Below are 24,698 nucleotides of genomic sequence, written 5' to 3' on the forward strand. Positions count from 1 at the left end.
TTGGGTGGGGGTAAAATGGAAAGAGTTCAAGATTTATTCGAGGATATAATAAAGGCGCATCACGAAGCGGTTGTATATGCGGCGGCGAGTTATAATCCTTTACTGATAAGCCCTACGGTCGAAGGGAAAGACATCAGAACGATTCCGTTAGGCTTTGTAGAATCTAAAGACATTTCAAACGTTTTTTATTTTGGAGATTCTATCGATCCCAAAAAGAGAATGGCCGGTTTTAATTACGACGGCAGAAAAACTATTTACCAGAAATAATCGATAAAATTAGAAAGGAAGAAAATATGGAAGTTAGAATCGAACAATTGGAAAAGTGCCCTACGTTGCCTAAAGGATTGGGATTTGAAAAAGACGGACTGCCAACTATTTATGAGAGTTAAGGATTATGCATGTAGAACGATTTGAAAGTTTTAAAAGAAGGTTATGTTGTATTGCACAACGGAGCATTAAATACTGAACACATAGTAGAAACAGGTCGAGAATATAGATTTGAACATGGTATGCAAGAACACCATCACAGAATACAGGCAGGACCGCAGACACACTCTGGAATAGGGGGGGGGGCGTGATTCAGGAAGAAATAGATACACTACAGGTGAAACGTTAAGAACATTAGAAAGTATGAAACAACTACACAGTGATTATGATGGTGAATATAGGTGTCAAATGAATTTACAATACATTGACACAGAATTATTCGTTTACAATGGAGGTAAAAATGCACAAATTTAATTGCTTATTCTGTGTTAAAAGCATTAATGTTATAGCAGTAATAATAATTGCCATAACAATAACAATGGCACAAGGAAGTGCTATTTGGGACGGAACAACGGATGTTTCATGGTATAATGCTTCTCAAGCCGAATTTACAATAGCTACTGCCGAACAATTGGCTGGATTGGCGAGTTTAGTAAATAATGGAACAAACGATTTTGAAGGCAAAACAATAATATTGAAAAACAATCTCTATTTAGATAATAGAAATTGGACTCCGATTGGTGGGAACATTGGTTTTTTGGGCATATTTGAAGGAAACAATTATTCAATATCCGATCTGTTTATCTCATCGAAACAAGAATATGTCGGGTTATTTGGACATGTTGATTATGGCGGACAGATTAAAAACCTTATAGTTAATGTTACGGAAATAATAACAACAAGCGATGAAGGGGTTGCCGGCGGATTAGTAGGACTTTACGGTTCTACAAAATCTATAGCAAATTGCGGAGTAATCATAAAAGAGAAAATTCATTCTACTTTGTATTCAGGCGGATTGGTAGGATTAAGTAACATAGAGATGACAATTAATAATGCTTATGTAATCGGCAATGTTTCTTCTTCAAATTTTTCTTATTCTGCCCACTCCGGTGGATTAGTGGGATGGGGAAATAGTATTACAATTAACAATTCCTACGCGACAGGAAATGTTTCTGCTTTTTGTGGCGGTGATCTTGATGAAGAGCCATATTCTTTTGCCGGCGGATTGGTAGGAGGCGGTGATATCATGGTTACAGTTAACAATTCTTACACAATTAGTAATATTTCTGCCTCTTCGACAGAGGTTGCTCTCTCCGGCGGAATAGCAGGATTTGCAGGTGGTCAAGGTATAACGAGCAATTCCTACGCAAGTGGAACCGTAACGGCAACAGGTTTGGAAGCTGGAGCCGGTGGTATTTTCGGAAACGTTAACGATTCGAGAACAAATATTTCTGTTTTTTATAATTCTCAAGGAGCAAATCAAGCAACAGGAGGTGGAGAATCTATTGGAATCTTAGCCAAAAATTCTGAACAATTGAAAGCTCAAAACACCTTTCTCAACTGGGACTTTATCGACATTTGGGGAATTAACAGTGAAATCAATAATGGCTACCCTTATTTGCGCGTAATCGGAGATAATCCAGTTGTTTCAATTAGCAACGCTCAGAGAAGCGACAGCCGCTGCGGTATAAGATTTACAAACAACGTCGTTTCGAAACAAGCCGAAATCAACATAATTCTTCCGAATAATGAAAAAACAGCGGAAATGAAAACGGTAATTTATGACAATATAGGTAACGTTGTATTCACGTCTGTAAAAAGAGGCGATAAAGCGGTTTGGGATTTAACTAATAATACCGGACGTAAGGTAGCTAACGGAACGTATTTGCTTGTCGTTGAAGTGAAAGGCGTTTCTGGTAGAAGTTATATGTATTCGGCGAAATTGGGTGTGAGTGGGTGGTAAAAAAATGATTATAGGAGAGGATGAATTATGGAGTTTACAGTAGGGAGAGATACTAAAATAGAAATCGCTCCCCAAGAGATAAGAGAATCATGGATAGGGCAATATGCCAATATGGTTCATCTGTATAATTCGGATGAACGTAGATTTTTGGAGTTGTTCGGTGTTGTATTTTCGCTTTTTATAAGTCGTAATAGAAAAGAACACTGGATACCGCAAGCCTATTCAACATCGGAAAGTGAGGATTAAATGATTAAATTATTTTTAATGTTTGTAGCAATGCTACTGGTTGCGTGCGGTGATGGAACCGGCCGAACAAACCAAACCGTCAATAGTTGTATTGAAGGAGTAGAAATTCCAAAAGGCGCCCTTGTTCAGCGTGGAGGAATTAAGGTGAATGGTAATAACGTAAAGGAATTTTTGACCGTGTTTGAGAGTGCGTTTAACAGTGACGAAGAAGAGTTGACGGTGCAAAAATCCGAACAAGAAGGCTGGGAAGTCTTTATAAGATACGGCTTGTATGGGTATATCAAAGAAAGGCAAAAAACACTAGAAGAAACAAATCTAAACGTAAAGGAATTATTTGACTATTCGGAAAATGGAAGATTGTATATAGGAGGAGGTGAAATAGAAATATATAATGACGACACAGATGAGTCGTGTAATGTAGCTAGATTTCAATTTACCGGAGAATTTTCAGGAGAAGTGGTATATGAGAACTTAAAACTGTCGTTTGAATCTAAAGAAAACGGGTACGTTATAAAGCGCACGAGTGGTAAAGTGACAGTTAACGGCATAGATATAACCGACCTGACGTTTCCGGAAAGGACAGTAATTTGTTACTACGGTAACGGAGAAAATAACGAATGTCTTCCAATGGGGGTATTAAGATGGAAACTAACCACAGAGTGTTTCAAATAAACACATTTGGGGAAATGTTGCAAAACGTTTTGTATAAAGCTAAGAGGAGTCTTTGTTATGAAATTATTTAAATTGTTATTAGTGACGATATTCAGTATTGTTGTGATGTTTTTATTCGGATGTGGAGACGTTACACTAACAAACGGTTTAGTTGTTAAATTGGTAATGGTAGAAAATAATTTGTATGGAAACTTGCAAGAGCAAAATAGAATTACATTAACACACGGCATGTGTGATATTTTTACAAATTATCAAAATTTATTTAAAGCTGTTGCAGAAGAAAGAGAGAATATCGCAGCGTCGATTAATACGAAATTAAAAACTGAAGAGTGGACGATAGACGTTGCAATAAAGATTGATTTTTTTACAGGCATGCAAATTCTGGGAGTAAGTCCAAACAGTGTAGAGTTTTATCCCGAATGTGACATTAGAGGAATTCGCAATGATACATTGTTTTATATTTGGAATATCAACATAGGCGACGAAGATATAAAAGAGACAGTGGAAAAGCAATTAGAATTTTTAGGACTCCCGCCGCGTGAAGTAATAATGTCTTGTTATCGTGACAGAGTTTTGTATGAAGTAAAAAATGAATTTTATGAATATACATATCAAGAAAGTGAACACGGTAATGCTTTTGTAAAAATACATTTTGAAAAAGTGTTTGAAGGTGCGTTTGATAAAAGTAAATTTTCTTATCTGGAACCATTGACTTATGTCGTAAATTTACCTTATTTAGGTGTAGGTGACATAGAAGAGTGAAATACAGAATGAGGGTAAATTAATGGCAGGGATATTCGAAAAAGGAGTTCTTGTGAAAGAGAGAAAAATTTATGAATGAATTTGGCGGTGAAATTGCTGGCGTAAATGCCCCTAAGGCGTTTAAAGTTTTGCTTGTTACAAGTAAAAGCGTAAACGATGCAGAAAATCTTCTTTGTAAAAAGTTTTCTGAGTGGTGTGAATGTGGCTACGGCGCTAAAATGAAGTTCTTGGAAAATAATTTTAATTTTAGCTTAGTTGGTCGTTTTACTTTGGAAACAGATGAAGAAAGTAAAAAAAAAGAGGATTATTTTGCAACTCTTCAATATCTAATTTCTGAAGCGAGATATTATGGAATAAAATCTGTTATTTAGAAATTATAGGACTTAAAAAGCGCCTTGATAGTTATATATAAAAATTCAAAATAAGTTAATCGTAAAAAATTTATTGGCTCAATTCTAGTTAAGCACAAATTATTTTAATAAACAAAATTTTGGAGAGAAAATGAACGATTTGTCGAAACTGCGTAACATCGGAATTATGGCGCATATAGACGCCGGAAAAACCACTACGACCGAACGAATTTTGTATTACACGGGCGTTGTTCACGCTATTGGGGATGTAGATGACGGAAACACCGCTATGGACTGGATGGTTCAGGAGCGCGAACGTGGAATTACGATAACTTCGGCGGCGACCGCTTGCATTTGGAAAGATATAAACATAAATATTATAGATACTCCCGGACACGTGGATTTTACCATAGAAGTAGAACGTTCTCTGCGGGTTTTGGACGGAGCCGTGGCGCTTTTTGATTCGGTTAGCGGAGTCGAAGCGCAAAGTGAAACCGTTTGGCATCAGGCGGACAAATACGGTGTCCCGCGAATTGCGTTTGTTAATAAAATGGACAAAAACGGGGCGGATTTTTTTAACGTTCTAAAAATGATGAAAGAAAAATTAACGGGAAAACACGTAGCACTGCAAATTCCCATAGGCGCGGAAAGCGGTTTTGAAGGACAAATCGATTTAATAAAAATGGTTGCGCTGAAGTACTCAAACGACGATTTTGGAAAAACGGTCGTCGAAGAAGATGTTCCCCAAAATATAAAAGACGACGCTGTAATTTGGCGCGAAAATCTTATCGAAAACATTGCCGAATACGATGACGAAATGACGAATTTGTATTTGGACGGAAAAGAAATTTCAAATGAAATAATTTACAGGACTTTGCGAAAAGCCACTATAGAAAACGGCGTTACTCCCGTGCTTTGCGGTTCGGCGTTTAAGGATAAAGGAGTTCAGCCTATTCTTGACGCGATAGACGCATATTTGCCGTCGCCGCTTGATCGCGGAAACGTTAACGGAAAACTTATTGACGGGAAAGACGCGTTTCGTCGTCCGCAAAACGACGATAAATTTTCGGCGCTGGTTTTTAAAATCGCCGGAGACGAACACGTCGGACGACTTGCGTTCATCCGCATTTATTCGGGAACGGCGACTGTGAAAGGGCGATTGCTGAACCCGCGAAACGGACGAAAAGAAAAAATTACGCGGTTTTTCAAAATGCATTCCAATAAAAGAACGCAAGTCGAAGAAGTTACTGCGGGCGATATTGTCGCGGTTGTAGGTCTTAAATGGACGACGACGGGCGATACGCTTTGCGATGAGGATAATCCGATTGTTTTTGAAGGTTTGGAATTTGCAAAGCCGGTTATTTCTGTTTCACTTGAACCGAAAAACGCCGAAGAAGAAGAAAAAATGCTTGAAGCGCTTATCCGTCTAGAAGACGAAGACCCCACTTGCAAGGTAATCGAAGACAAAGAAACGGGGCAGCGGCTTCTGTCGGGAATGGGTGAATTGCACTTGGAAATATTAATAGACAGGCTCAAACGGGAGTTCAACGTTGAAGTTTATACCGGTAAACAGCAGGTCGCTTATCGTGAAACGATTTTGAACGAGAGTGAAATTTGCGAGAATTTCAAAAAACTTGTCGATAAAAAAGAACAATCCGTCGAAATTACTTTAAAAGTTATGCCGCTTGAAGATATTTCAAAAGATATGGTTTTTGAAAGTGAAATAATTGACGAAAACGTTTCTTTGCAATTTATAAACGCCGCTAAAGAGGGAATTTTGGAATCGCTTTCAGGTGGAGAAAAATCAGGATTTCCAATAATAGGAGTAAAAGCGATTCTCAAAAAAATTGTCGTTAACGAAGCGGAAACAACCGAAATAATTTGTAAAATCGCCGCTTCGGTTTTGTTTAGAAAAGCGTGCATAAACGCGGGCGGGGTGATTTTGGAACCTGTTATGAGCATAGACGCGGTCGCGCCGGAAGAATTTGTCGGTACGCTTATCAACGATATTACGACCAGACGCGGAATCGTGAGAGGAGTCGATATACAAGGGGTTCGACGGATAATTCACGCCTGTGCGCCGCTTTCGCAAATGTTTGGATACGCGACTCAAATACGTTCGCTTTCTCAAGGAAGAGCTGCGTACACGATGGTATTTTCGCATTATCAACACTGCGACAAAAAACTTGAAAAAGAAATTTTGCGCTCAATAGGAAGAATTTATTAACGCTTATGTTATTATTGAGGTGTTTTGTTATTGTTTTTAGATCGGAGTCGATAGTTAAAATGTTTTTTATATGAAATTTGGAGGTATGAGAATGGTAAAGAAAGTTTGTTCTTTTTTCTTGTTTATTGTTTTGAGTGTGAGTTCTCAAGACTATGAGGATGTTTTGCCGATAATCGGCGGCGATTTTAAATATGAAAACTTACAGTACTTTAAACAGAGGGCGATGAAATACGAATCTTTTAGATATTTTCAAGAATTGTATTTGGAAGCGGAAAGAGATTTAGGCAAAGAACAGCCGACGAATAGGATAGGTTCGATATTTAAATGTGAAATTTCGTATAAAAATATGGTCGAAATAATACTGTTTATTGCAGAAGAATTGGGAGAAAATGCACAAGAATTACGAAAAGGTGCGGCAAATGCGGGCATAAAGCTGAGAACCGATTTTAATAAATCGGTAAACTCCGAATGTGCGAAATGGTCAAACGCTCTTTTGGTTAATGCGGAAACATATAAAACAGAAAAAAGAAAAGATATTGAAAGTAATTATAAAAATATTGAAAAGAAACTTTTTTCTTGTTTGAAGAAAAATGTGTTGAAATAAATTATAGTCACGGTTGAGACTTGAAAAAAGTTATAGTTATTCTAATCGTCTTTGCTTTTATTTCTTGTAAAAAAGATAAAAATCTTTCAGAAATCGGCAACTTGCCCGATTCGTCAAACTTTGCGTTAAAAATAAAACTTCCAAACGAAAATATTGAGTGGATTTTGGGAATTCATGCAATAAAAAATGCGGCAAAACCGCTTCCATTAATTGTTTATCTTCACGGCGGGATTGGCGCTAACCGTAACGACAAAGGCGAGAAAGCGTTTGAAATGATGAATTTTATTTATGACAGCATCCCGATTTTTGCGGTAAGTCCGTCATCGGATTTACAAAATCCGTGGTGGTCTTCAAACGGAGTTGAGAGGATAAAGTTTGCAGTGAAATATATGACCAATAATTACAATATTGATACTTCAAAAATATTTTTATGCGGAGTTTCGGACGGGGCGGCGGGCATTTTTTATTTTGCCGCGACGCAGGACTATCCGCTGTTTGCAAGATATTTTGCAATTTCCGGGTTCGGTGAAATGATTTTGGGAGATCCGCCGATAATTACGCAAAGTTTGCGAAAAAGCAAAATTTATATTGTAAATGCCGGAAACGATCGCCTTTATCCTGCCGAAAGAACCAAAAGTTTCGCCCAAAATTTAATAAATGACGGAATAGACGTAGAATTTAAATTTTACGAAAACGAAGAACACGGCTTTGATTACAAACAGAAAGAGTTTGACAATTTTGTGCAACGAATGGGCTTGTTTTATTTACAAAAATAAGCAAAAAGTATCTATTGTTGTTTTGAAAAACATTAAAAATTTCGTAAAAAATACTTGTTGCTTTGGTTGTACAACAATATCTGCGCTTTTTTCTTTATGATTATTTGTTTTTTATGTTTTTTTATTAAACATTTAGTATTTTTTCTATGGTATAGTAACGAAAAAACGAATGAAAAGCTAAAGGTAGGAGATTTTGAATTTTAGTTATATAGATTTGTTTGCCGGTATAGGCGGATTTCATCAGGCGGCGGACGATTTAGGCGGGAAATGTGTTTTTGCCTGCGAGATTGATTCGGAAGCAAAACGGGCGTACGAATTGAATTATGGCATAACTCCGTACGGCGATATAACACAATTAGATAAATCAGAAATACCCGAACATGATATTTTATTTGCAGGTTTTCCTTGCCAGCCATTCAGTATAATAGGAAAAAAATTAGGATTTGATGATATTCGAGGAACGTTGTTTTTTGAAATTGCTAAAATATTAAGTGAAAAAAAACCTAAAATGTTTATTTTGGAAAATGTAAAACAATTGAAAACCCACAATAAAGGGAAAACGTTAGATGTTATTTTGAAAACATTGGAAAATTTAGGTTATAAAGTTTATAATGATGTTTTAAATGCACTGAATTTTGGGCTTCCGCAAAAGAGAGAGCGTATCATTATAGTAGGGTTTTTAGATAAATCCATTAATTTTTCTTTTCCTAAATATAAAATTAAGGGGAATTTAGAAGATATATTGGAAAAAGAAAATAATGTTGAAGTTAAACATTTTGCAAGTGAAAAAATTATTAAAAAGAGAAAATCAAAACATGAAAGCGAATTCTTTCCAAGTATATGGCATGAAAATAAATGCGGCAATATATCAAGTTACCCTTATTCGTGCGCCTTACGCGCCGGAGCGTCATATAATTATTTACTTGTAAATGGAAATAGAAGATTGACGCCTCGTGAAATGCTTCGTTTGCAAGGTTTTTCTGATACCTTTAAAATTGTTTGTAACGATAGCCAAACAAGGAAACAAGCAGGGAACGCAGTGCCTGTTAATGTCATAAAAGCTGTGCTAAAGGAGGCGCTTCTTGCAGAGACCAAAACTAAGAGATAATAAAGAAAAGAAATTATATGAATTATACCCTTTAGGACAAATTTCTGATGAAGTTGTGTATTCTATCGGCAAATGGATGACATATTATTTTGCTGTCGGAAAATCCGACATAGACGGCGAAGATTGGGGTGATATTTTTGCAAAGGCAATTAACGGCGGACACCTGAATAGTCCGCTTGGGATAGCTGATGTTATTTACGAAGGAATGGCATGGTCTGTAAAATCCGTTAAATTAGAAAATCCTTTAACAGCAAAGCATATTAGATTAATATCCGGTCGTTGTTCGCCGGATTATTCTTATAATATTTCAAATCCGCATGAAGATATTCAAAAAACTGGCGCCGCAGTGTTAGGAATATGGAATGAACGAATAAATATAGCAAAAGAAAAATATGAGCCGTTACGTACGAGTATTCTTGTGCGTAATTTTAACAGCTTAGAATTTTTATTGTTTGAAAATGAAACGGAACGTTTTATCACTAAAAATTATATTTGGAAAGAAAATAAAAATGGAAATTTAGAAGGATTTGATATTCTTTCAAATAAACATGCTTTTACATGGCAACCGCACGGATCTCAATTTACAATATTATATGATATACCTGTATCTGCAAAGAAATTTAGAATTAAACGTCCAGCGGTTTTGGATTTTGAAAAAACAATGGAAAGTATAGGATTTGAACAAAATTGGGTCGCAATTTTATGATTTTTAGGTAATTATGGATACGTTTTCCAAATCAAAGCGTTCCGAAATAATGTCAAAAGTGTCCGGTAAAGATACAAAGCCTGAAATTTTAGTTAGGAAATATTTATTTTCAAAGGGATTTCGATTCCGGAAAAATGTCGCCAACTTACCTGGCAAACCAGACATTGTATTGCCAAAATACAAAACAGTCATATTTATTCATGGTTGTTTTTGGCATGGACACAAAAATTGTGAAGCGGCTAAACTTCCTACATCTAATATTGATTATTGGACAAAAAAAATATCTTCAAATATCAAAAGAGACCTTAAAAACGAAGAATCTTTAAAAATTGCAGGTTGGAATGTTATTTTTATTTGGGAGTGCGAGTTGAAGGCGGGCAATAAAGAAAAAAAGTTAAATTTGTTAGTAAGTCAACTTCATAAAAAATCGTTGAATTAAAAAATATAGATTCTATATCGTATAAATAATCGAATGTTCAATTTTTCGATTGCAAAACGTTCAAGTAAAAATATTTGTCGGTAACTTCTGCGATATCAAAAAAATGTGGCGGACCGGACGGGACTCGAACCCGCGACCTCCTGCGTGACAGGCAGGCGTTCTAACCGGCTGAACTACCGGTCCGTCTTATAATGGCGGTGGGGAATACAGGGCTCGAACCTGTGACCCCCTGCTTGTAAGGCAGGTGCTCTGAACCAACTGAGCTAATCCCCCAAAAAATAGAAATTCAATTGTTTTCAACGTTTGCTTTTTTTAGAAGAACCGCAAGCGGTATCATTACCAAATAACAAAAAACAAGAACAAACGGGGCTACTGTCCAAGAAAGCGCGTTATCAATGGGGGCTACTGCAAGCAAAACATATCCGATAATTCCGACAATTATTGCCGCTACGAGCAACTTAACATTTATAATCGACCTTACATTCATAGCTTTCTCCAACATACAATAGGACTAAAATAGTTTTGTGTACGCTAATAAGTCAAGGGTCAAAGTTTTTTTTGCGCCTTGAAGTTTTCTTTTTGTAAATCGTCTTTTAATTCAATCGCTTCATTTATTCGTTCTCTGGTAATTTCCGTCATTTTATTAAAAAGCAGAGCAAGATTTCCCATCTTATCCCCTTTTCTCAAATGAATTTCTTCTTTGTAATCTCCATCAATAACCCTTTTACACGCAACTTCCATTCTAAAAACGGGACCGGCTATCTTGTGAGAGAAAAATATCGTCAAAAAAACAAGTTCAACAATTGCAAGAAGAAAACCCGGCAACAAAATATACGTTAAGGACAAAATTATCGTATTCACGTTTTTCTCGCGGTTTAATTTTGAATCTTTACCGTTAAGCATCAGTCTCAAATCTTCTATCGCAATTCTATAATCTCGTTCAGTCGGTTTATCTTTCCCAACGAGAGAATTTGCGATTTTATCGTTTATTTCGCGGGTTGTAGTTTCCATTGACGATGACACTCCGCTCCTTAACGCGAAAACAAAAATCGCCATCATTATCAGCAGCATTACCGTCATCGGCACCAAAAACGAAATCATATAAGCCGTTTGAATTTCTTTATTAATAAGAAAATGCTCTCTTTTAAACATTTTTATTATCCTCCGGATACTCTATTCTCTCATGAAAAATACCTTTTAGCGCAGGCATAAAATCATTTATTATTTCAAAAATATTTCTAAAAGTCAGCCCGCACTCGTCTAATTGACCGGAAATTACTATTTTTCTTACATTATCTTGTATCTTTTTACGCAAATCCGTTTCATTTTCTCCTTTTATCGATTTTGACATTGCTTCAACCTTATCTGCAAGCATTAAAACGGCCGTTTCTTTCGTTTGAGGTTTTTCGCCGTTATACGAATATTCTTCTATATCTATTTTTTCGTCTTCTTTCTTTTGGTCCAATGCTTTTTGATAGAAAATTCCGGCGGTACTTGTTCCGTGATGTTGGATTATTCCGTTTTTTATGATTTTTGGAATCCTGTATTCGTCAATGAGTTCGCAGCCGTCGCGTATGTGGGCGATAATAATTTTTGCGCTTCTTATAGGACTAAGTTTATCATGAGGGTTTTTACGGTCTAATTGATTTTCGGTAAAATATATCGGATTTTTTATTTTTCCTACGTCATGATAATACGCGAGAACTCTACATAAAAGAGGATTTGCACCGACTCGCGCAGCGCCTAATTCAGCAAGGTTTCCGACCGCCAGACTATGATTAAATGTCCCCGGCGCTTCGATGGCAAGCCGTTTAAGCAGAGGATTGCTCATGTCTGCAAGTTCCAAAAGCGTTGTTATCGTAACGACTCCAAACAGATATTCAAAAAGCGGAAGAGTCAAATAGACGACCGTAACCGAAACTATCACTTCCAAACAAGGAGCGACAATCAAAGTGAAAGGCGTTTGTAAAAAAAGCGTGTTATTGACAAAATTAAGTCCAAACCCTATAAAGACGTTTGCCAACGCCATGAGCGCTATCATCCAAAGAAGGTGTTTACGATATTTTATTCTTTGCGAATAATGAGAAACAAATCCGCCTATAATCAAAACGCTCAAAGGAACAATTACACTGAACCGAGAAATTAAACAAAAATAAACGGAAAAGAATACTGAAATTAAAAAACCTGTTTGCCTGCGGAAAAGAAGAGACGTCAAAAGTATAGCCGTAAAAACCGGACTCCAAGATATAACGTCCCAAATTTGATTCGTTTCGAGCGGCAAATTGTCTTTTTGCGTGTAAATCATATTTACGATAGTCAGTGTCAGCCACGTAAGAAAAAACTGAATAGCGCAAATTACGGAAAGCGAAAGGAAATACCTCTGTGTTGTTAAAAATTGCGGAATATATTTTCCTATGTGAAAAATAATCATTACGGTAAATCCTATTATTGCGGTAAAAATTATTATTAGATTAGCGGTTTGTCTGAAATTATGGACATCCTGTTGTCGTTTGATTTTTTCCGTACGCAAAGTTTCAAGCACTCTATATATTTCACCTGTAACCAATTGATACTGACGGACGATGGCGACGTCTTTTATTATGGTTTCTTTGACATTGCTTATAGAAACGAACGCGGCGTTCAGATTTTCTTCATGCCGTTTCTTGTCGTAAATAAGCGACGGTTTAACGATTTTTCCAGTCAATGCAAATATTGCGGAACTGATTTCCTTTGAAGAGAAATTATTGTTATTTTGCGAATAAATCGCCGACAGATCTTTAGCCGTTTTTATCCGAAACTCAAAAATACTTTGGACGGAATCAACGGAAACGGCTCGTAATTTCAAATTTATCGAATCGCTTTCGTCAAAAATTTCTATAAAATTACTAGCGGAATGTATATAATTTTCTTTGGTGTTGTATTCTTTTTGAAGCGCCTCTCCTTCAATATCGGAAGCGGCTACGATTTTATCCATAAGTCCTTTTTTACTCGCCGACAAAATTAATCCTCTTAAATCGTTTAGGATTTTCGGTTCTTCTATAAAGATTTTCGGCGCCGGAGAAATAAAATTCTCAATGGTTTTCATGTAATATGCACGTGAGGTATCGTCTTTTCGCGTATCCGTATATTTGTATATTGAGGCGATAATAGTGTCGATTGCGGTTGTCGTTTTTCTGGATGCGGATGCGCTATAACGAAATACCGGCAAGACCTTTTGGCTTAATCGTTCGCTTTCGGACAGTAATTCCTGATCGGTTTTAACTACGTCAAACGAAAAAGGCGCAATTATCGTTTCTTTTGAAACTTCTCCCACTTTGGGATAAAACATGTCTCCGCTGTTTTTGTCGTCGTACGGGAAAAAAACAAAAAGAGACGAAAGAAAGATAAATATCGCCAGCCAATAACGTTTCACAAACACAATCGGGTTCAAAACCTTTTTTTCGTAAGTTTTGAGTTTTAATGTTTTTCTTTTACTGTAAGATAAGTTCATTGAAAACAAACTCTGATAGAGTTACTTATTTGTCTTCCATTTGTTTTTCAAGTTCTATTCTTTCAAGTTTTTTTTCATAATAGGCGTTTTCCGCTTCTTCTGCGGACGCTTTTGTTTCATTCAATTTTTGCGTTTGCGCTTCTGACGGCGCAGTAGAACGTCCTCCCGCGCTTTTGCCTGCGTTTGTTCCGCCGCATCCGACAAAAAACATTGACACGGACAGCAAAACCAAAGCTTTAAGCGACGATTTCAAAGAAAACATAAAGATAACCTCCAAATTTAAATGTTAAAGCCCAAGATATTCTAAAATAATATATTGTTTTAAGCAATATTGTTTTTTTACCGAAGTTCCAATAATTTTGTCTATATACCCGTTTCTTTTATGTATGATTTAACCAGCGCTCTTCTGATACTGGACAGTTTTTCATAAGGAAAAAATTCGTCTAAAAGCGACCTGTTGAAATAAAACAATAAATATGCTTGCGTCGCATTGTTTTTGGCTATCATATCGTTTATTTCTTTTGTAATTTGTATAGATTTTTCCCGTTTCCCTTCTGTGGAATTTTCTTTATGTTTTTTCATCATCGCAATAAGTTCGCTGTCGGCGTCATTTTTTATATTTGTTTGATTGTTTACCAAAACTTTTACGTCATAATAGTTCTTTGGCGTAGCGTTTGCAAAACAAAGATCTTTCTTGCTTTTGAATTTTTTTACCGCCGCCGCACCTTTTCCTTGTGCAAACATTTTAGAAATTTCCGCCAGAAAATCGTCGCATTGATACTGTATCTTTTTTTGTTTCATGTGTGTTGAAACATATTTGTTTATAAAATTTTTATTCTTTTTTTCAAAATGCGCCTGAGCTTTAATGTCGTCCGCCTCGTTTGCCGATCGTATGGAATCGGTTTTAGTTTTAATCTTTTGTTTCATGGCTTCGTTCATCGCCGTCACGCTTTCTTCGGAAAAGTTTTCAAATTCCAGATTGCTTTCATATGTGTTTATTTTGCCGCCGCTGGATTCGATAATCGCTCTGTCGATCGCCGCCGTTCTATTTCTGTCTGCGCCAGACGGAAAAAGCGTTTCTCTAAGAAATATTGACGCTTCTTTATACTTTTGCCCGTTTACAAGCGAATATCCGTATTGAATGAGAGAATCCTCACGCCTGTCTATATTTGCCGAAAGATTGTTTATTTTCATTTTTGTCGATGAAATAAAGCTTTGAGTCAAGAGAACGCTTGCGCCTGTCAAATTGTTATTTAACACCTCGATATGCCGCCTCGCTTCCGATAAACGATTTTGCAAAACTATTCCGTTGACAAAGGCGATTTGATTATCAATGCCCGCTTTCAAATAATCGGCGTCTCTTTTCGCCTGAATGTTTTTTCGCCACGACTCTATTTCATAATTGGAAATATTTAAATATTTTCGATTTTCCGTTGCGTAATCATAATCGTTATCGGCGCGGGTGTAATCGTTATCGGCAAAAGCGTTTGTTATGGATTGTTTCAGATTAAACGAAACGCTTCGATTTTTTTGATTTATAATTTCCGCAAATTCGTTTGTTTTGCTGACATCGACGGCAGACATTCTTTGGTATAACGTATAAAGATTTGCGAAATTAGGACGCGGCTGTAATACTTCTTTGTTAAACAAATCTACCAGTTCGTTTATTTTCTTCACCGTGGCGTATCTTTGTTTAAGCATAACTTCTTCTTCTTCAAGCCCGATTTGCGCCTCTAATTCCGAAAGCCGCCATAAAATATATCTTTTATTCGGATCGTTTTCCGCAAGTTTTTTAAGTTCCGAGACTACTCCTTTCGCCTTTTGGATCGCCGACGTTTGCGTAGAGCCGCCGGCTTCTTTGTTTGCCGCCACAAACCCGTAATACGCACCTTGAATGGTCGTATCAATAAATTCTTTGCTCAAAAAATCTTTCGAAAAAACAATTGAAGTAACACATAAAAACATTGCAAATGTTTTTAATTTCATCAAAGCCCCCTATTATTGCATTAAAACCAAAACGTTTATTTCATCCGTAACGATAATAGTTTGAAAGCCGAACTTTTTGCCGTTTATAGAAAGCGAATCTGTGTCCGAATTCAAAACCGCCGGTTTGCCGTCCAATTCCAGCGTAGAATTGACGACAGTCGAATTGTACAGAACCAAAATTTCACTTCCGAAGAGAATATTTTTTAAATTTTCAAAATCTTTATTTTTCACGAGCGTAGCGGCTGTTATGTAAATTCCGCTGTCGTCGTATCTTAAAATTGTCCACAAACTGTCGCTTATCACGCTGAATTCTTTCTCATACGCCTCAAAACTCCTGTTTTCCCCAAATTCCGACAGAGGATAAAACTCGCCTTCGGATAAAAAACCCACTTTACAATAGTTGATTTTAGGCGAAGTGTATTTTTCGGCGGACGACAAAACCGATGCGCTGAAATAATCCTGTAAATAAACGGACAACATGAATTCACGGTCTTTTTTGAGCGAAGTTCCTATAAATTCCGTTCTTTCTTTTGTATTCTCGACTATATTATCAAAATAATACTTAACTATATTTTCCGTAAGATAGTTGTTTTTTTTAGTTTCTTGCCCGCTTGTCGGCGAACCGGATTTGTTGTTGAAACAGGAAATGAAAAAAAATGCGATAAAAAGCAGCGATATTGTTTTTTTCATGAAAAATCCTTAATTTTATGAAAATCTTATTCGAAATATAATTTTTTCCCGCAACGCTTTTGGAAATATTATATTTTTTAATACAGAAAAATAAATAATTGATAATTGCAAGGAGTTTTTATGAATTCAAAAGGTTCAAAGAACGCGCGTGAAAACAGAGGCGTCGCATCAATAATGAAATGTCCTGTGTGCGGCGACGAGAGAAAACCGATAAGAATCATGTCCGTCTCAAAAAACGTTATGGGTTACGAGTGTAAATGCGGACTTTTGACAAAGTCGCGTGCGCCTATCGGTTTATAATCAATTGTGAATAATGTGTGATTTATAAAGGGCGGGAAGTTATTCTTGTCCTTTAAATTGTAATAAGTTTGTAAAAATTTGTAAAAATTTGTAAAAGTTTCCGTCGCGCTTAATTTGCATTTTATAATTTATCGACGTTTGGTTTATATTGGTTTTATAATTTATCGGTTTTTTAATTTATTTTGGAGGCTTTATGAAAAAATTGGTGGGAATCGTTGCGTTGTCGTTAACGTTCTCGTTGTCTGCACAGGATGTGCAAGACGAAGCGGTTATGTTGGAACAGGAAATGTCGGATGAGAGCGCGTTCATACAAGAAGAACCCGCACCTGCGCCGGTACCGGTAATTATTGCAAAGGTTGAAGAGCCTGCGCCTGTCGCCGTAAAACTTGAAGAGAAAAAAGAAGAGAAGAAAAGCGAGTATCCTAAAATCAAGCAAAGCGGGGCAGTGTCTTTTACGCCTCGGATGGAAATCTTGGGAAGTAACGACGCTTCCGGCGATAAAATTGATAATCCTGCAGCGAATCAACGCCGTTTGATGCTCGGCTGGAGTTACAAGTTGAGCGTCGCGGTTAATGAAAAACTTGATCTTAACTTCCGTTTATCTGAACCTTCTGCGGAAGCCGGAACCGCTATCGCAGGGTCGGGAAGCAATCTTAAAAATATGATTGCCGTTTATTTACCGAACGCATATTTCACTTGGAAAGCGGCAAAAGTTTTCCATCTTTCCGGCGGATTGTTAAATATTGCAAACAATACGGCGCTTGATTTGGAAACCAACTGGAGTGAAAAAGATCCGTCGAAAGTTTATGGAAACCAGTACTTCAATTCGCTTGCCGGACTTGATTTTGCGTTTCCCGTTACGCCTTCCGCCAAAATTTTTCTGACGGCGGGTATAGTCGATAACACTAATTGGAATAAACTTGAAATAGCGGGCGCCGATACAGTTAAACCGTACAGCGACGGAAGAATTATGGTGGGAGCGGATTTGTCTCTTGCCGAAAAGAAAGTCAGTTTGAGACCGCTTATCAGCGTTAAAACCAGAGGCGATTTGAAGATTAATGACAGTACAATAAATTCAGACAGAAAACCTGTTATCGCCGAAGGCATTGACATGAGTTTTAAGATTGCAACTCCATTTTCTTTGAACGCTAACATAGGCGCGGTTCAAGACAATTTGGGCGATGATAAGGAACGTTACAATCTTATCGGCGCGGGAGTAGAACCGGTATTTACTTTCGGCGGTGAAAACAGTAAGTTGTTTACTATTCGTGCGAAATATGCGTTCGATATATCAAGCAACGGCGCCGATTCCGCGGTAAGCAAAGATAACGACAAGAAATCTTTCACGAATCATATAGACGCCCGTTTCGCGATTGCGGTTAACGAAAAGATGTCGATTGTTCCGCGTCTTCGTTACTGGCAAAACAACGGGGCAGGCTGGTATGAACGGACAACTAAAGCGTATGTCGACAATGACGAACGCTCAAAATCTCTTGCCAGATATGAAATCGCTTTCATAGCGTCGTTCTAAAATCCGAAATTTTTAGAAAATTTTGGGCGCAGACATAATTTGTCTGCGCTTTTTTTGTTTGTAAAATTTCGTTTTTTGTTGAATTTATTGTTTGTATGATATCTAAAAAAGTATTTTTTGTGAAAAGAGTTACGGGAGGTTTTTGTGAGAATTTTTGAAAACGTAAAGTTTGATACGAGTCCGATACTCATTGCCGCTTGGCCCGGAATTGGAAACGTCGGAATTATGACCGCAAATTATATTCGCGAAAAAATAGGAGCGTACCCGTTTGCCGAAATAGATATGAAACCGTATTTTGTTCCCGAACTCGTAGTCGTTAACGACGGAATTGCAGATTTTCCAAAACCTCCGGCTTCAATTATTTATTACAAGCGAAATCCCGATTTGCTGGTTTTTGAAAGCAACGTACAAATAACGGGAAGGGACGGATTGGCAATTGCAAAATCACTAATCCGTCTTGCCGCATATGCGAGAGTTAAACGACTTTATACTCTTGCCGCGCTTCCCGTAAATACGACACACAAAGTCGAATCGCAGATTTATGGAGCGTTTACCGAAAAAAACGTTTTGGAAGAGTTTGAACGAAAGAGCGTAATTCCGCTTACGGAGGGTTGTATAGCCGGGCATAACGGACTTTTGCTGGGACTCGCTAAAGAATATAATATTGAAGCGGGATGTTTTTTGGGGACGGTTCCGGTTTTTGCGGCGAATACTTACTATCCGAAAGCGTCGTTAAAAATTATTGAATTGTTTGAGGATTTGCTTGAAATCGAAATTGATAAGACAAGTATTAAAGAAAAAATTATGCTTGTTAATGAACATTTTAATTCAATTGAAGATAAAATTAAAGAATTTCCCTATAGAATACTGCAGCCGGAGACAAATGTTTCAAATCCGATAGACGATATATTATCGGATAATTCGCTTAACGGCGACGAACCGATTCCCGAAGCGATTATGGAGAAAATAGAGCGTTTATTTCAGGACGCGGCAAACGACAGGAACAAAGCGGTCGTTCTTAAAAAAGAATTGGACAGGTGGAACGTATATGAACTTTACGAAGACAGGTTTTTAAAGTTGTTTAAGTAAGGAGATAGTAAAATAGCGAAAAAGATTTTCAATTTAGATAAAACAAAAGCGTATGAAGCGGCGGCAAAAGCGCAGGCATTGGCGTTTGCGCCCGCGTTTTTTCACGCGGCGATTATTTTGCGAAATAAAGGCGTTCTAAACTTTCTTAACGAAAACGATGAAGGAAAATCCGAAAAAGAAATAGCGGCTTTTTGTAAATTAAACGATTACGCCGCAAGAATTTTGCTTGAAGCGGGAGAGGCGGCGGGCGTTTTAATTAATAACGAAAATAAATATTATTTGTCAAAAATGGGATTTCTTTTAATTTCCGACGAAATCACAAAAAGAAACTTGAATTTCATAAACGACGTTTGCTATCAAGGTTTTGCCTTTTTAGGCGAGTCTATTGAAGAGCGAAAACCTGTCGGACTAAAAGTTTTCGGAGAATGGGATACTATTTACGCCGGACTTTCACAACTTTCTCCAAAAGTTAAAAAGAGTTGGTTTGAATTTGACCATTACTATTCGGATACGGCGTTTGACGAAGCGCTGAAAATTATTTTTGAAAATGGAAAATGCCAAAATATTCTTGATGTCGGCGGAAACACCGGAAGATTTGCGATAAAATGTGCGCAATTTTGCGATTATGTAAAAATTACTATTTTAGACCATGAAGGACAACTTGTCGCTGCGAAAGAAAATGCAAAAAATGCCGGATTTCAAGAACGAATCGACGGTTTTGCGTTAAATTTGCTCGACCATTCAAAAGCGTTCCCGAAAAATTTTGATGCGGTTTGGATGAGCCAGTTTTTGGATTGTTTTCCTCCGAAAGATATTATAGAACTACTCAAACGCGGAAAAGAAGCGTTGAACGAAAACGGGTTTTTGTACATTATGGAGCCGTTTGTCGATACGCAAAAACATCCGCAGGCTAAACTTGCGCTTGTAGGAACTTCTTTATATTTCACCGCTATGGCAAACGGAACGTCCAGAATGTATCATTGCGACGAGATGATGGAATATGCGAAAGCGGCGCAGTTGGAAGTTGTCAGCATATTTGATTCGGTAGGCGGTTTTCAGACTATTCTCAGACTTAGAAGCCGCGATTCATAATAAAATGCAAATTAAATTTTGATTTTCGTCCGTCGGACATGAATCTTGCCTGCGGATCGTCAAGCCCCCAAGCAAAGTCAAATCCTAAAAGTCCTACCATAGGAAGCATTAGGCGAAATCCGAATCCTACGCCTTTACACATATCGGTTAAGTCGATTTGCGAAGCGTTTTTCCATCCGTTACCCATGTCGAAAAAAGTTCCCATATAAAATTGCTGGTCGACTATGGGAAAACGGATTTCTCCGGAAACAGTAGCCATGTTAAGATTTATGCTTACCTCTCCTTCGTCATAACCGCGTAAGATCCCGTCGTAATACACTCCGCCGACTTGGAACAAGTCGCTGTATGCTATAATAGGTTGCTGTCGTTCAATTAGCGAACCTATCATTCCGAATTTTGTCTTTGCACCTAATACGAATTTCCAAAACATAGGCAAATACCATTCATAAGATACTATTCCTTTTACAAAACTATACGTTTCAAGCCCGTTGCTAAGTAAACGTCCGTTCGTTCCTCCGATGAATCCGCCAATTCTGAAAATTGAGCCCTGGGTCGGAAATTGCGGGTAATCGGTATCGTTTCTTGTTATTGACAAATACCATCTGCTTAGAATACCGCGATTAACAATTTTGACGCCGAGCGAATCGTCTATGAACGAATAGTTGGTATTGTTGTAATCGTAACTTAATAAGTGGCGGATTCCCGCCGAGAAATAGTCGTCAGGCCATTTTAAACGGCGGCCTATCCCGTACTCGATACCGGCTCGGCTGTAATTGTAATATTCGTTTGTATATTTTACATCCTCATAAAAAATTTGAGATGAAAAAGAAGTCGGCGAATTAAAAATCCATGGCTCCATAAATCCTATAGAGTATCGTTTTCTTCCCTTTGCAAAATCAATCGTCGCATCAAGCATTTCACCCGCTCCTCTAAAATTCGGTATCGCGACGCTGAAATTTCCTCCTACTCCGTCTTGAACGGAATAGGTAACCCCTGCGGAAAATTGTCCTATGTTTTCTTTTTCTTTAACGTCGAATATCAAATCGATAGTTCCGTCGGGATTCATTGATATATCGGGCGCTACGTTGTCAAAATAATTTAGTTGGCGCACGTCGCGGATTGAACGTTCCATAGCGGATTGGTCGTATTTCTGCCCCGGATATATACGTAATTCTCTGCGTATTACCTGTTCTCGCGTTTTTTCATTGCCGGTAATGTCAATTTTGCGGACTATTGCAGGACGTCCTTCCGTTATCGAAAATATCACGTCTATAGTATCGCCGCGATATTTGTACTTTGGTTCTGCGCTTGCCCATAAATAGCCTTGATTTCTATAAATGTTTCCTACCGCTTGCCGCGTCATTAAAAATTTTGTCCGCGCAAAAGGTTTTCCTCTTTGCATTAATACCGCCGCCTGTAAATTGTCTGAATCGATTATTTCGTTATTCACAAAATAAAAATCGCCGGTATAATATTTTTTACCTTCTTCTATTTCTATGTTTATCGTTATGCCTTTGCCGTCTTTGGTTTTGCTCACGGAATCGCTGATTATACGTGCGTCCATGTAACCTTCTTCGTTATAAGATAAAACAAGTGAATCTAAATGTTGTTTATAAACGGATTCGTTAAATTCTCCGCTACTAAAAATGTGTCGTTCTTTTGTGCGAAATTTATGTTTGAGCTTTTTATCGGAAAAGGAACTGTTTCCGATAAAATTGATTTCTTCGACCCGCACTTTGTCGCCCTCGTCAATAGAAAATTTTAAAACGACGTAACCCAAAACTTTTGTTTCCGTTATTTCGGACGTAATGTCAACGTTTAAATATCCTTTATCGGCGTACGCTTTTCTGATTATTTCGGTTAAAGAATGTATTTTAGAATCGGGAATACGCTCTCCCTGACGAATTTTCAGCAGTTCGGTAAGGCGTGATTTTCCTATTTTACGGTTTCCTTTGAATTCTAATGCGTCAAGATACGGATTTTCTACGATTATAATTTTCAACGAAACCGACGATTCGTCTTCGTTTTGGGGGACGATATCTATTGTTTTAAATTTTCCTGAACGATAAAGTTGTTTTATTGTCTTTGCGACATCTTTGTTTTCTATATTTTGTCCGACGCTTATGGGAATCATAGAAAAGATAGTTTTTTCACGCTCGTTTATAAGTCCTTCTATTGTTATATTTTCCAATTTTTTTTGTGCGAAAATACTACCCGAAATAAATAGTAAAAGCGCAAAAATCGTATATAAACGAAACATTATTTCTCCGTGAAATTCAAAAAACCCGCTTATTTTTTTCATAAAATAATTAATGACGCGCTTACAAAAGGAGAAATTTCACAAAAAACAAAAAATACAAACGAGTTTTTGTTTTTTCTTATTGAAACAAAAAGTATTTTGTTAAAATGGGTTGTAACTAGTGTTTTACAGGAAAAAGAATGAAGAAATTATATTTCGTAACGGTACTATTTATACTTTTGAAAATCAATTTTGCGCAGACGAATCAGTCGTTAGAGGAAGAATTAATGTTATTCGGCGCAGAGGATTTCTTTATTGACGACAGCAATATCTCGTCAAACAGCGTTGAACCTTTCCAGATTCAAGAAGATACGGTTGTTGCGGCTGACGACGGCGCAAGCAGCCTTGATACTACGACTGTTCCCAAATCGGGACGCGTCAGCGGCAGACTTCAAGCGATACCGGCGTTTTCGTCGTCGGCTCCTATATCTACGGGGCAAGGCAAGCCGACGGACGCTTCAGTCGTAGAAATTTCAGTTTTTGACACCGCTTCGGTTACGTTTGAATCGTCAATTGATTTTTCACGGAATTTATCGCAATACCGCTCGCCGCAAAAAGCGCTTTTTTATTCGCTTTTAATTCCTGGATTTGGGCAGGCGTACAACAAAAAATATTGGCGTACCGGTCTGTACGCGGCAATTGAAGTCGGAATGATAGCGGGTGCGATTTATTTTAGAAAAGATGCGAAAAACGTTCGAAAAAACGCCGAGAATTTTGCTAAAGAGCATTTTGAAAAGGATAGTTTAGAAAAATTTTATCGCAAACTTACAGAATACGGAGAAGGTATCGATTATAGTTATTCCGATTACGAAGAAGAAAAGGAAAAAGATGTCGGCAGATTGATTTTCGGAGACAATTTAGGATTCTTTAACGAATTTGATTCTATTACAGGAAAAGAAACAAAGGGTTACGAAAGATATTTGGAAGAATTTGACAATGATTTTTACGGAAACAGATTTGGGGTCGGAAGTATTTTCGGCGTTCATGGCTGGGACGACGCAGCGCCGGACTACGGTGATAAATATTCGAGTTTTTATCCTGATAAATATGATATTGACAGCGCCACGCTTTTGCGTATAATGATTGAAGGAAAGGCGGTGTTTGGCGCTTCGCGAAATCAGAACGATTACAATTCAAGGATGGATTACAGCAGAAAACAGATGCAGCGCAGTTCGGTTTTTATCGTTGGAATTTTTGTGAACCATGTCGCTTCGGCAGTGGATGCGTTTATTTCGGCGATTATCCATAATCGCAAATTACTCAAAGAAGAAACCGGCGACAGTACAAAACCGGAAGATATTTTGAGCAGAATTTCAATTAATGGAGGAATGTATGTTGGCGCCGACTATAATTTAACGTCAACACTGGGACTCACATGGAGATTTTAGCAAAGAAAAATTTCTTGTTTATTATAATAATTACATTTTTTTGTAATTCGTTTTCACAGGAAATTTCGGTAGATTTGCAGGATATTAAACAAAAAACAAATACAAAACCGAATTGGGCGGCGAGCGGAATGAATTTAATTTTACCTGGAACCGGTTTTTTTTATTTGTCCGAAAAAAAACCCGCTACGGCGTTTTTAACCGCCGATATTTTATTTTGGAGCGGATTTTTTTATACTAACGTTACTTCCAAGAACCGCTACGACGACTCAAAAAGTTATGCGAGAATGTATGCGCATACACAAAGCGGAAGATCAAGCGGCGACCAATACTGGGCTTATCTGGCGAACAAAAATTTTATGAAAACGCAAGATTTTAACAATGCTATTAAGAATAATCGAGAATTGGATAAACTATATACGGATGAAAACGATTATTGGAGTTGGGATAGTGAAGAACGCCGCGATGAATATGCGCAAATTCGTAAAAAAGCCGGATATTGGAAAACCGCATCGACGCTTATTTTGGGTTCTCTTGCGCTTAATCGGCTTGCGGCTTTTGTTTCTGCAAGAATTGTTACAAATAAATATAACGACAAGGTGGAAATATCCGCACCTGCCGTCGTCGGCGTCATAGACACCCAATCAAAAACATTCGGAGTTTCACTCTTATTCGGAATATAAAAAAGCGGATCGTTTTCAATCCGCTTTATCAAT

25 protein-coding genes and 2 tRNA genes are annotated in these 24,698 nt (G+C 37.5%); 18 read left to right on the plus strand and 9 right to left on the minus strand.

Features of this window, described 5'->3' with window-relative positions; genetic code table 11:
• The first annotated feature begins 15 nt into the window (after positions 1–15).
• The 12 genes from LBH98_06450 to vsr all read left to right on the plus strand — a co-directional run bounded on the left by LBH98_06450 (position 16) and on the right by vsr (position 10,120).
• Positions 16–267 carry a hypothetical protein gene (locus LBH98_06450; GenBank protein MDR0304391.1) on the plus strand — a complete coding sequence of 84 codons (252 nt, stop codon included), beginning with the start codon at positions 16–18 and terminating at the stop codon, positions 265–267.
• A 460-nt stretch (positions 268–727) separates the two neighbouring features.
• Positions 728–2,230 (plus strand): hypothetical protein, encoded by a 1,503-nt coding sequence (locus LBH98_06455; protein MDR0304392.1) that lies wholly within the window; start codon positions 728–730, stop codon positions 2,228–2,230.
• 27 nt (positions 2,231–2,257) lie between these two features.
• Positions 2,258–2,476, plus strand: coding sequence for a hypothetical protein (locus LBH98_06460; GenBank protein ID MDR0304393.1), 219 nt, complete (start codon positions 2,258–2,260; stop codon positions 2,474–2,476).
• Positions 2,477–3,148, plus strand: a complete 672-nt coding sequence (locus tag LBH98_06465; GenBank protein ID MDR0304394.1) for a hypothetical protein — start codon at positions 2,477–2,479, stop codon at positions 3,146–3,148.
• 57 nt (positions 3,149–3,205) lie between these two features.
• Positions 3,206–3,910, plus strand: a complete 705-nt coding sequence (locus tag LBH98_06470) for a hypothetical protein (protein ID MDR0304395.1) — start codon at positions 3,206–3,208, stop codon at positions 3,908–3,910.
• 71 nt (positions 3,911–3,981) lie between these two features.
• Positions 3,982–4,281 (plus strand): hypothetical protein, encoded by a 300-nt coding sequence (locus LBH98_06475; GenBank protein ID MDR0304396.1) that lies wholly within the window; start codon positions 3,982–3,984, stop codon positions 4,279–4,281.
• A 130-nt stretch (positions 4,282–4,411) separates the two neighbouring features.
• Positions 4,412–6,487 (plus strand): elongation factor G, encoded by a 2,076-nt coding sequence (fusA, locus tag LBH98_06480; GenBank protein MDR0304397.1) that lies wholly within the window; start codon positions 4,412–4,414, stop codon positions 6,485–6,487.
• 91 nt (positions 6,488–6,578) lie between these two features.
• Positions 6,579–7,091, plus strand: coding sequence for a hypothetical protein (locus LBH98_06485; protein ID MDR0304398.1), 513 nt, complete (start codon positions 6,579–6,581; stop codon positions 7,089–7,091).
• Between the two features lie 20 nt (positions 7,092–7,111).
• Entirely contained in the window at positions 7,112–7,867 is a 756-nt protein-coding gene (locus LBH98_06490; protein MDR0304399.1) for a dienelactone hydrolase family protein, read from the plus strand.
• Positions 7,868–8,081: 214 nt separating this feature from the next.
• The gene (gene dcm, locus LBH98_06495) at positions 8,082–8,975 is read left to right on the plus strand and encodes a DNA (cytosine-5-)-methyltransferase (GenBank protein MDR0304400.1); all 894 of its coding nucleotides are present in this window, start codon (positions 8,082–8,084) and stop codon (positions 8,973–8,975) included.
• Positions 8,950–9,681: a hypothetical protein gene (locus tag LBH98_06500; GenBank protein MDR0304401.1), complete on the plus strand. Its 732-nt coding sequence runs from the start codon at positions 8,950–8,952 to the stop codon at positions 9,679–9,681. The genes dcm and LBH98_06500 overlap by 26 nt, the downstream gene beginning before the upstream one ends.
• A gap of 13 nt (positions 9,682–9,694) precedes the next feature.
• A complete protein-coding gene (gene vsr, locus LBH98_06505; protein ID MDR0304402.1) occupies positions 9,695–10,120 on the plus strand; it encodes a DNA mismatch endonuclease Vsr in 426 nt (141 codons plus the stop codon).
• 106 nt (positions 10,121–10,226) lie between these two features.
• On the opposite strand, the gene LBH98_06510 is transcribed toward vsr, so the two are convergent.
• From LBH98_06510 to LBH98_06545, 8 genes are all read right to left on the minus strand, one after another.
• A tRNA-Asp gene (locus LBH98_06510) sits at positions 10,227–10,303 on the minus strand.
• Between the two features lie 15 nt (positions 10,304–10,318).
• A tRNA-Val gene (locus tag LBH98_06515) sits at positions 10,319–10,393 on the minus strand.
• Between the two features lie 13 nt (positions 10,394–10,406).
• A complete protein-coding gene (locus tag LBH98_06520; GenBank protein MDR0304403.1) occupies positions 10,407–10,607 on the minus strand; it encodes a hypothetical protein in 201 nt (66 codons plus the stop codon).
• A 59-nt stretch (positions 10,608–10,666) separates the two neighbouring features.
• Positions 10,667–11,272, minus strand: a complete 606-nt coding sequence (locus LBH98_06525; GenBank protein ID MDR0304404.1) for a hypothetical protein — start codon at positions 11,270–11,272, stop codon at positions 10,667–10,669.
• On the minus strand, positions 11,265–13,610 hold the full coding sequence (locus LBH98_06530; protein ID MDR0304405.1) for an HDIG domain-containing protein: 2,346 nt from the start codon (positions 13,608–13,610) through the stop codon (positions 11,265–11,267). The genes LBH98_06525 and LBH98_06530 overlap by 8 nt, the downstream gene beginning before the upstream one ends.
• 25 nt (positions 13,611–13,635) lie before the next feature.
• On the minus strand, positions 13,636–13,872 hold the full coding sequence (locus LBH98_06535) for a hypothetical protein (GenBank protein MDR0304406.1): 237 nt from the start codon (positions 13,870–13,872) through the stop codon (positions 13,636–13,638).
• Positions 13,873–13,973: 101 nt separating this feature from the next.
• On the minus strand, positions 13,974–15,596 hold the full coding sequence (locus tag LBH98_06540; protein ID MDR0304407.1) for a hypothetical protein: 1,623 nt from the start codon (positions 15,594–15,596) through the stop codon (positions 13,974–13,976).
• 12 nt (positions 15,597–15,608) lie between these two features.
• Positions 15,609–16,286 (minus strand): hypothetical protein, encoded by a 678-nt coding sequence (locus LBH98_06545; protein ID MDR0304408.1) that lies wholly within the window; start codon positions 16,284–16,286, stop codon positions 15,609–15,611.
• Between the two features lie 120 nt (positions 16,287–16,406).
• Between LBH98_06545 and LBH98_06550 the strand changes: the two genes are divergently transcribed.
• From LBH98_06550 to LBH98_06565, 4 genes are all read left to right on the plus strand, one after another.
• Positions 16,407–16,586 carry a hypothetical protein gene (locus tag LBH98_06550; protein MDR0304409.1) on the plus strand — a complete coding sequence of 60 codons (180 nt, stop codon included), beginning with the start codon at positions 16,407–16,409 and terminating at the stop codon, positions 16,584–16,586.
• 193 nt (positions 16,587–16,779) lie between these two features.
• A complete protein-coding gene (locus LBH98_06555) occupies positions 16,780–18,117 on the plus strand; it encodes a hypothetical protein (protein ID MDR0304410.1) in 1,338 nt (445 codons plus the stop codon).
• A gap of 144 nt (positions 18,118–18,261) precedes the next feature.
• Positions 18,262–19,206 carry a PAC2 family protein gene (locus LBH98_06560; GenBank protein ID MDR0304411.1) on the plus strand — a complete coding sequence of 315 codons (945 nt, stop codon included), beginning with the start codon at positions 18,262–18,264 and terminating at the stop codon, positions 19,204–19,206.
• Positions 19,207–19,284: 78 nt separating this feature from the next.
• Positions 19,285–20,298 (plus strand): class I SAM-dependent methyltransferase, encoded by a 1,014-nt coding sequence (locus LBH98_06565; protein MDR0304412.1) that lies wholly within the window; start codon positions 19,285–19,287, stop codon positions 20,296–20,298.
• Here LBH98_06565 and bamA read toward each other — a convergent pair.
• Entirely contained in the window at positions 20,279–22,558 is a 2,280-nt protein-coding gene (gene bamA, locus LBH98_06570; GenBank protein ID MDR0304413.1) for an outer membrane protein assembly factor BamA, read from the minus strand. The genes LBH98_06565 and bamA overlap by 20 nt on opposite strands.
• Positions 22,559–22,737: 179 nt before the next feature.
• Between bamA and LBH98_06575 the strand changes: the two genes are divergently transcribed.
• Both LBH98_06575 and LBH98_06580 read left to right on the plus strand, forming a co-directional pair.
• A complete protein-coding gene (locus tag LBH98_06575; GenBank protein ID MDR0304414.1) occupies positions 22,738–23,985 on the plus strand; it encodes a DUF5683 domain-containing protein in 1,248 nt (415 codons plus the stop codon).
• A complete protein-coding gene (locus LBH98_06580; GenBank protein ID MDR0304415.1) occupies positions 23,973–24,665 on the plus strand; it encodes a hypothetical protein in 693 nt (230 codons plus the stop codon). The genes LBH98_06575 and LBH98_06580 overlap by 13 nt, the downstream gene beginning before the upstream one ends.
• Positions 24,666–24,698: the final 33 nt, after the last annotated feature.

This window comes from Chitinispirillales bacterium (assembly GCA_031254455.1).
Lineage (GTDB): Bacteria > Fibrobacterota > Chitinivibrionia > Chitinivibrionales > Chitinivibrionaceae > WRFX01.

Excerpts from the sequence above, each read along its gene's own strand:
- LBH98_06475 (MDR0304396.1), top strand. The coding sequence starts at position 3,982 with ATGAATGAATTTGGCGGTGAAATTGCTGGCGTAAATGCCCCTAAGGCG.
- LBH98_06545 (MDR0304408.1), bottom strand. The coding sequence starts at position 16,286 with ATGAAAAAAACAATATCGCTGCTTTTTATCGCATTTTTTTTCATTTCC.
- LBH98_06550 (MDR0304409.1), top strand. The coding sequence starts at position 16,407 with ATGAATTCAAAAGGTTCAAAGAACGCGCGTGAAAACAGAGGCGTCGCA.
- LBH98_06460 (MDR0304393.1), top strand. The coding sequence starts at position 2,258 with ATGGAGTTTACAGTAGGGAGAGATACTAAAATAGAAATCGCTCCCCAA.
- LBH98_06485 (MDR0304398.1), top strand. The coding sequence starts at position 6,579 with ATGGTAAAGAAAGTTTGTTCTTTTTTCTTGTTTATTGTTTTGAGTGTG.
- LBH98_06520 (MDR0304403.1), bottom strand. The coding sequence starts at position 10,607 with ATGAATGTAAGGTCGATTATAAATGTTAAGTTGCTCGTAGCGGCAATA.
- vsr (MDR0304402.1), top strand. The coding sequence starts at position 9,695 with ATGGATACGTTTTCCAAATCAAAGCGTTCCGAAATAATGTCAAAAGTG.
- LBH98_06450 (MDR0304391.1), top strand. The coding sequence starts at position 16 with ATGGAAAGAGTTCAAGATTTATTCGAGGATATAATAAAGGCGCATCAC.
- LBH98_06555 (MDR0304410.1), top strand. The coding sequence starts at position 16,780 with ATGAAAAAATTGGTGGGAATCGTTGCGTTGTCGTTAACGTTCTCGTTG.
- LBH98_06575 (MDR0304414.1), top strand. The coding sequence starts at position 22,738 with ATGAAGAAATTATATTTCGTAACGGTACTATTTATACTTTTGAAAATC.
- LBH98_06525 (MDR0304404.1), bottom strand. The coding sequence starts at position 11,272 with ATGTTTAAAAGAGAGCATTTTCTTATTAATAAAGAAATTCAAACGGCT.
- LBH98_06535 (MDR0304406.1), bottom strand. The coding sequence starts at position 13,872 with ATGTTTTCTTTGAAATCGTCGCTTAAAGCTTTGGTTTTGCTGTCCGTG.
- LBH98_06455 (MDR0304392.1), top strand. The coding sequence starts at position 728 with ATGCACAAATTTAATTGCTTATTCTGTGTTAAAAGCATTAATGTTATA.
- LBH98_06540 (MDR0304407.1), bottom strand. The coding sequence starts at position 15,596 with ATGAAATTAAAAACATTTGCAATGTTTTTATGTGTTACTTCAATTGTT.
- LBH98_06530 (MDR0304405.1), bottom strand. The coding sequence starts at position 13,610 with ATGAACTTATCTTACAGTAAAAGAAAAACATTAAAACTCAAAACTTAC.
- bamA (MDR0304413.1), bottom strand. The coding sequence starts at position 22,558 with ATGTTTCGTTTATATACGATTTTTGCGCTTTTACTATTTATTTCGGGT.
- LBH98_06465 (MDR0304394.1), top strand. The coding sequence starts at position 2,477 with ATGATTAAATTATTTTTAATGTTTGTAGCAATGCTACTGGTTGCGTGC.
- LBH98_06470 (MDR0304395.1), top strand. The coding sequence starts at position 3,206 with ATGAAATTATTTAAATTGTTATTAGTGACGATATTCAGTATTGTTGTG.
- LBH98_06580 (MDR0304415.1), top strand. The coding sequence starts at position 23,973 with ATGGAGATTTTAGCAAAGAAAAATTTCTTGTTTATTATAATAATTACA.
- fusA (MDR0304397.1), top strand. The coding sequence starts at position 4,412 with ATGAACGATTTGTCGAAACTGCGTAACATCGGAATTATGGCGCATATA.